This is a genomic window from Anthropogastromicrobium aceti, assembly GCF_020687335.1.
Lineage (GTDB): Bacteria > Bacillota > Clostridia > Lachnospirales > Lachnospiraceae > Anthropogastromicrobium > Anthropogastromicrobium aceti.
Genome location: NZ_JAJEQN010000077.1, coordinates 1 through 5,239, shown reverse-complemented (window position 1 = coordinate 5,239; position 5,239 = coordinate 1). Strand labels below are relative to the sequence as shown.

Annotated in this window: 4 protein-coding genes; all 4 read right to left on the bottom strand. The window is 40.9% G+C overall.

Translation table 11 applies throughout. The features are described from left to right. Positions 1-224: 224 nt before the first annotated feature. The gene (locus tag LKD48_RS16100) at positions 225-917 is read right to left on the bottom strand and encodes an ABC transporter ATP-binding protein (protein WP_118613506.1); all 693 of its coding nucleotides are present in this window, start codon (positions 915-917) and stop codon (positions 225-227) included. After that, positions 914-1,960, bottom strand: a complete 1,047-nt coding sequence (locus tag LKD48_RS16095) for a hypothetical protein (RefSeq protein WP_308732614.1) — start codon at positions 1,958-1,960, stop codon at positions 914-916. Before LKD48_RS16095 ends, LKD48_RS16100 begins: the two co-directional genes overlap by 4 nt. 175 nt (positions 1,961-2,135) lie before the next feature. After that, positions 2,136-2,387: a helix-turn-helix domain-containing protein gene (locus LKD48_RS16090; protein WP_331466887.1), complete on the bottom strand. Its 252-nt coding sequence runs from the start codon at positions 2,385-2,387 to the stop codon at positions 2,136-2,138. Positions 2,388-3,045: 658 nt separating this feature from the next. Next, positions 3,046-4,533 (bottom strand): group II intron reverse transcriptase/maturase, encoded by a 1,488-nt coding sequence (ltrA, locus tag LKD48_RS16085; protein WP_308732613.1) that lies wholly within the window; start codon positions 4,531-4,533, stop codon positions 3,046-3,048. Positions 4,534-5,239 lie beyond the last annotated feature (706 nt).

Below are 5,239 nucleotides of genomic sequence, written 5' to 3'. Positions count from 1 at the left end.
TCGATGGAACTGAATCTTCACATTCGCGTTCTCTGGGCCACAAGATCTCCCAGATGGATACTAAGTCAAATACCCGTTTTGCCGGGAACAGGCACTAGATGCTAAGACGCATGATCAGAGCCTGTTCCTGAGGTGTTAATGTAATGTCATGGGCGTGTCAAAGGGCTGCTGCACGACGGCTTTTTTCTTTTGCCGTCGCCCGGCAGTTTGCTCAGTATTCGTTTTTAGACGCATTGGGTGAAGAACACTGTTTCAAGTTCATTGAAGTTGCGTGGATTTTCTACTTGGAATACTTTTCGCTCTCGATCAACAAAAAGAACATTGTCACAAAAATTTGCTGCCAAATCCAAATTGTGAATCGAAAACAGCACAAGATTTCCAGCATCCCGGTATTCCAGCAGCATCTTCTTTAAGATAGCGACGCTTTCTGGGTCAAGCCCATTGAACGGTTCATCTAAAATCAGATTGCTTGCGCCAGAGAGGAACGCCGCCATCAGATATACTTTTTGCTTCATACCCAAAGAATAGTTCGCAATATACTCATTCAGTGACCGATCCAGCTTAAACATGACCGACAACCTTTTGAGTTTTTCTTCCGCTATCTTTTCGTCTTGGCGGTATAGTTGGATGATAAATTTTAAGTATTCGGCTCCAGTTAAATTCAAAAACATTTCTTTGCTGTCTGGTACATAGAAAAAGTGAAATTTAACCTCAAACAATCGGTTGTTAATCCCATCAATCGACACTTTGCCACGGTCAAAACTGAAAGGTTGTGTAATGGCGTTTAACAATGTTGACTTACCGATCCCATTTATACCAACTAATGCATAGATGCGGTGATTTTTTAGAGAGCAGGAAACATCTTCAAATATCGTTTTATCACCATAGCTTTTGAAAAGGTTGTTCACTTCAATCACGGAAAATCCTCCTTCCTCCTGCAAAACAGCCAATAGCTGAACTCTGCCACAACAATAGCTGCACTAATACAAGTTGAAAATAAAAGTGCTGACATTGGAATGGCTCCTTGTGCCACAAAAGTAATTTCACAGATTGTCAGGGCCACACTGACAAAAAGAACAATTACTTTGCTGATATTTCCGTGCAGCAATTCATTGGTACTATTTGTTGAGCGCGGCATCTTGTAGTCTAAGAAAACACCCAACCATGAGCAAGCGTAGTTCATCATGGTTCCATAAATCAAGAGCAGACAAGCATCAGCGACGGACAGCCCATGAAGAAAAACGGTTCCGAACCAAAACAAAAAGATTGTTATTTCGCCCCAGATAAACCCTTGTATAGTTTTCCATAAAAATAGCTGGTGCGTTGAAATAGGAAGAAATGCAAGATAGCTTCTGTTGGGATCGCTAGAATATGCCGTACTTGATATGGTATTGACCGCACAGCAAGATACCAGCAAAAATAGCTCCAATGAATACGTTCCCGGCAAACCAAGTTTCCCAAAATTGCGAAGCAAAAATCCACACAGAATAAAAACAGTTAAGATGTTTTTGATGTTGGAAAAGAAAATCAGCTCTTTGTTCCTTGATACTCTTTTCCATTCAAGCAGCAAATAAGGGTTCTTTATCTTTGTCAATCGAACCGCTCTGCTTTTTCTCCTGTGCTGGAAGTTTTGAGTATTTATATACCCCCTGATAAACCAATATTTCGCCCCAATTAAGGACATCACAGCGAACAACAGAAAAGCCGCTATCGCAATCAGAAGCCAGCAGATCGGCACAAATATTGTGTTTATTAAATTCAAAATGCGCGGCTCGAATAAAAGGATGGTCACGACATTTCCGGCTACTACCGCCAGCAATAGAAATGCTCCATACTGGAAAACAATAAATCCATATCCAACGAGTGCAGATGAAATGAGCGTTCCAATCAGTTCAGAAACCAGAAATACAAGAAAATCAATCGCAAGAACGCTCAACCAGCAGAACAGTATAATTCCCAATGTTACAATCCAATCCGTATGATCGTACAGAAAATAAGGCCAGAAAGCGCAAACGGAGATCCCAAGCTGCAAAAGAGCAAGGCGACTAATTACCAGAAAGACAAGTCTATCTGCAACAATGGGAAAGCATAACACATCTTTTATCCGACGGTTTGCAAAAAGCTGATCTGGGATTTTATATACGGTATAAACTGCGTATCTGTTCTTTTGTCATTTGCGGCTCATATCTCATCAGTTCATCAATGCTGATGTTGAAGTAGGTTGCCAACTGCGGCAACAGCGTTATATCTGGATAAGTCATGCCGGTTTCCCATTTTGAAACTGCGGCTTTTGAAACTCCCATATATGCAGCCAATTCATCTTGAGTAATTCCCCGTTTGTGGCGATTTTCAATCAAGACGCGGCCAAGATTGATTTCTTTCATCATAGGTACCTCCTGATTAACAGTATAAGAAAGCAAGGGTAAAAAAACAATGGAGCTATACTTTACTTATTTTTGAAAAGTCAACTTGTAGGAAATAAGCAATTAAACCTATTATACTTCATATCAAAAACAGCAGCAAGTAAAGCTATTCTGGCGCAGCTCTGACGAGTAAACTTCTCGTTTTTTTCTTTTACGGAATTTCTACCAAGCTGTCAAAACTTTTGTTCTGTTCTTTCTTTTTAAGGCACAGACTTTCCTCGTGTTACTTTTTTGTTCCTATTCTGATTGACATTCATCTCAATCACCTTCCTTCAACCAACCAGGCTACTCAAACCGGATTTGACATTGCTCTTACTTTTTTGCCGGGTCGAGTAGACGTACCTTTCACAAGGTACGTCCATCTACAGATCCGGACGTGCGGCTTTCCCGCATCCGGCTCCTCATATGGCTAATCGTTTGTCTGATCTCTGTGTACCCGACACTTTTCTCCCTAAAATCAATTTCCTCGTCATGTCAATCTCTGTGTATTGGACAAGTTTCTTTCTTGGATATCGCCATATGTGGCTCCCTTCCCTCCAGTGGCATTACCCACCTTCTTCGGTGTCGGGTAAGGGAGATTCCTTCCAGTTTCTCCCTCCCCTAAGAACGGAACATGCAACTTTCACTGCATTCCGCTCACGCATCTATAACACATAATACCTATATGCGCAGCATTATTGGAACTCATTGCCATTTTTCTTTTCTGGCGATGTTTTTGAGAGCGTTTTTGAAAATATTCCTTATCCAGAAAGGCATTCTTATCCAGAGCCATTTGACTTTTCCTAACTATCGGCATGTCCGACATACTGAATAGAATGCTCTTTTCTGTTCGAAATGCCCATCTCCTTCCTTTGTATTCTTTCCAGTATTTATCGACAATCCATTGATGCTTTTTATTCGGATGTCTGCGCTTTGCCCATTTCCATAACATTTTCCATGTACGGTTGTCTATCGTGCCAAAACATTTCTTCGCACAGGTTCCCTGATGGTAATTCGCCCATCCGATTAAAACTTGATTTAATCTCTGAATGAGTATTTCTTGTTTTGTCGTCCGATTGTTTTTGATTATTTCACTGATCTTCTTCGTGACTTTACGCATAGATTTAGAGGAAGGCTTAATTATCAGCTTTCCTTTGAACTTACGGAAATTCCATCCCAGAAAATCAAATCCACTGTTTATATGTGTAATTACAGTCTTTTCCATTGATAATGTTAGCCCTCTTTCTCTCAGAAAGCTTTCCAGCATCTGCTTAATGGCTTCCAGTGTTTCCTTATCAGATGCCGTTACAATGAAGTCATCCGCAAATCGTACCATATGCACTTTATGGCTATTGTATTTCACTCCGAATGTTTTCTTGACTTTACTCCTCCAATATACATTTAGAATCATGGGTTCCATCCCATCTAGTACCATGTTTGCATACGTCGGTGATATAACTCCGCCTTGTGGTGATCCTTCCGTCGTAGGATAAAGCTTTCCTTTATTGATGTATCCACATTTCATAAATTCCTTCAATATCCTCTTGTCAGTTGGGATATGCTCCATCATCCACTCATGGCTGATCTTATCAAAGCAGCTTTTTATATCGCCTTCAAGTATCCACTGTGGTGAATCTTTTCTGCTGAGTATTCGAAATGCATACTCTCTTGCATCTTCTGGGCTTCTGTATTTGCGAAATCCAAACGATATCCTGTCCGCAGTTGTTTCCGCTACTGGCTCTAACGCCAACAGTTGAAGTGCTTGCATCGCTCGGTCTCTCATTGTTGGAATTCCAAGCGGTCGCTTTTCTGTTTTCCCAAATTTCTCAATGTAAATCCGCTTTAGTGGTTTTGCATGATAGGTTTGACAGTTTAGCTCATTAACCGCCTTCATCTTCTCAGCATCTGTTTTCCATAGTTCTCCATCAATTCCCGGTGTCCTTTTTCCTTTGTTTGTAATTACACGTTTAACAGCTATTGCTTTGGCATAGAACGAATTCGTCATTAAATACTGGAGTCTTTTGACTAACCTCCATTTTTGTTCCAATGTTGCCTTTACAATTCGAATCTGTAGTCTGCTAACTTGTTCTTCTGCTTCTGTCCAGTTGATCTGGCTCCATCGAAGTTTCATGTCTGCATTGTCCTCACTTATCGCGTAATTGAACGTAATACATTCACAGTTTCCAGTTTCTTCATGTAATTGATACGCGCTGGAAGTCTGCTTCCTTTCGGACAGAGTAAATCTTGAACTCCTATTTCTCACGTTACATGAGAACCTTCGCTTTTTCCAGCATCCTCTACCTTCTGCGTATTGTGCTTTTCTTACGATTGGCCTACCCGTAGGAACGCATAAGGCTTACCTTGTTCCTCAATCTGAATAATTATGACATGTTTAGGTTTTACCTATAGACCGGGAGTTCTCTGTCCGTTTGACTTGGCATCATACTAGTTACCTTGTCCCTGACTCCGTACCATTTTGGTTAGGGTGTATCAGCCACTTTCACCCTTTATAGCTGACGATCCTTATAGTAATTCACATTTGTTAACCTTGCATGTCTTTCCCTTGCAGTAACGCGAATACGGCTTCCGCGTTTCCCACGTTGTCCCGCTGCTCCACATCTTTCATCACTTACTCGACATTATGCGGTAGGAATATCACAAACGGATGTAATAGTGATTTCTCACAATTCAGATAGAGACTTTGCAAGTCGCACAGTATGAAGCCATCCGATTGCCTATATTTCTTTTGTCTTTCTTCTTTGGGGTGCGGACAATTTTTGGACCTAATGTCGAAAGATGTTAGGAGGAAGAAATGAACAAGTATAGCACCGAAGAAA

Excerpts from the sequence above, each read along its gene's own strand:
- LKD48_RS16090 (WP_331466887.1), bottom strand. The coding sequence starts at position 2,387 with ATGATGAAAGAAATCAATCTTGGCCGCGTCTTGATTGAAAATCGCCAC.
- ltrA (WP_308732613.1), bottom strand. The coding sequence starts at position 4,533 with ATGAAACTTCGATGGAGCCAGATCAACTGGACAGAAGCAGAAGAACAA.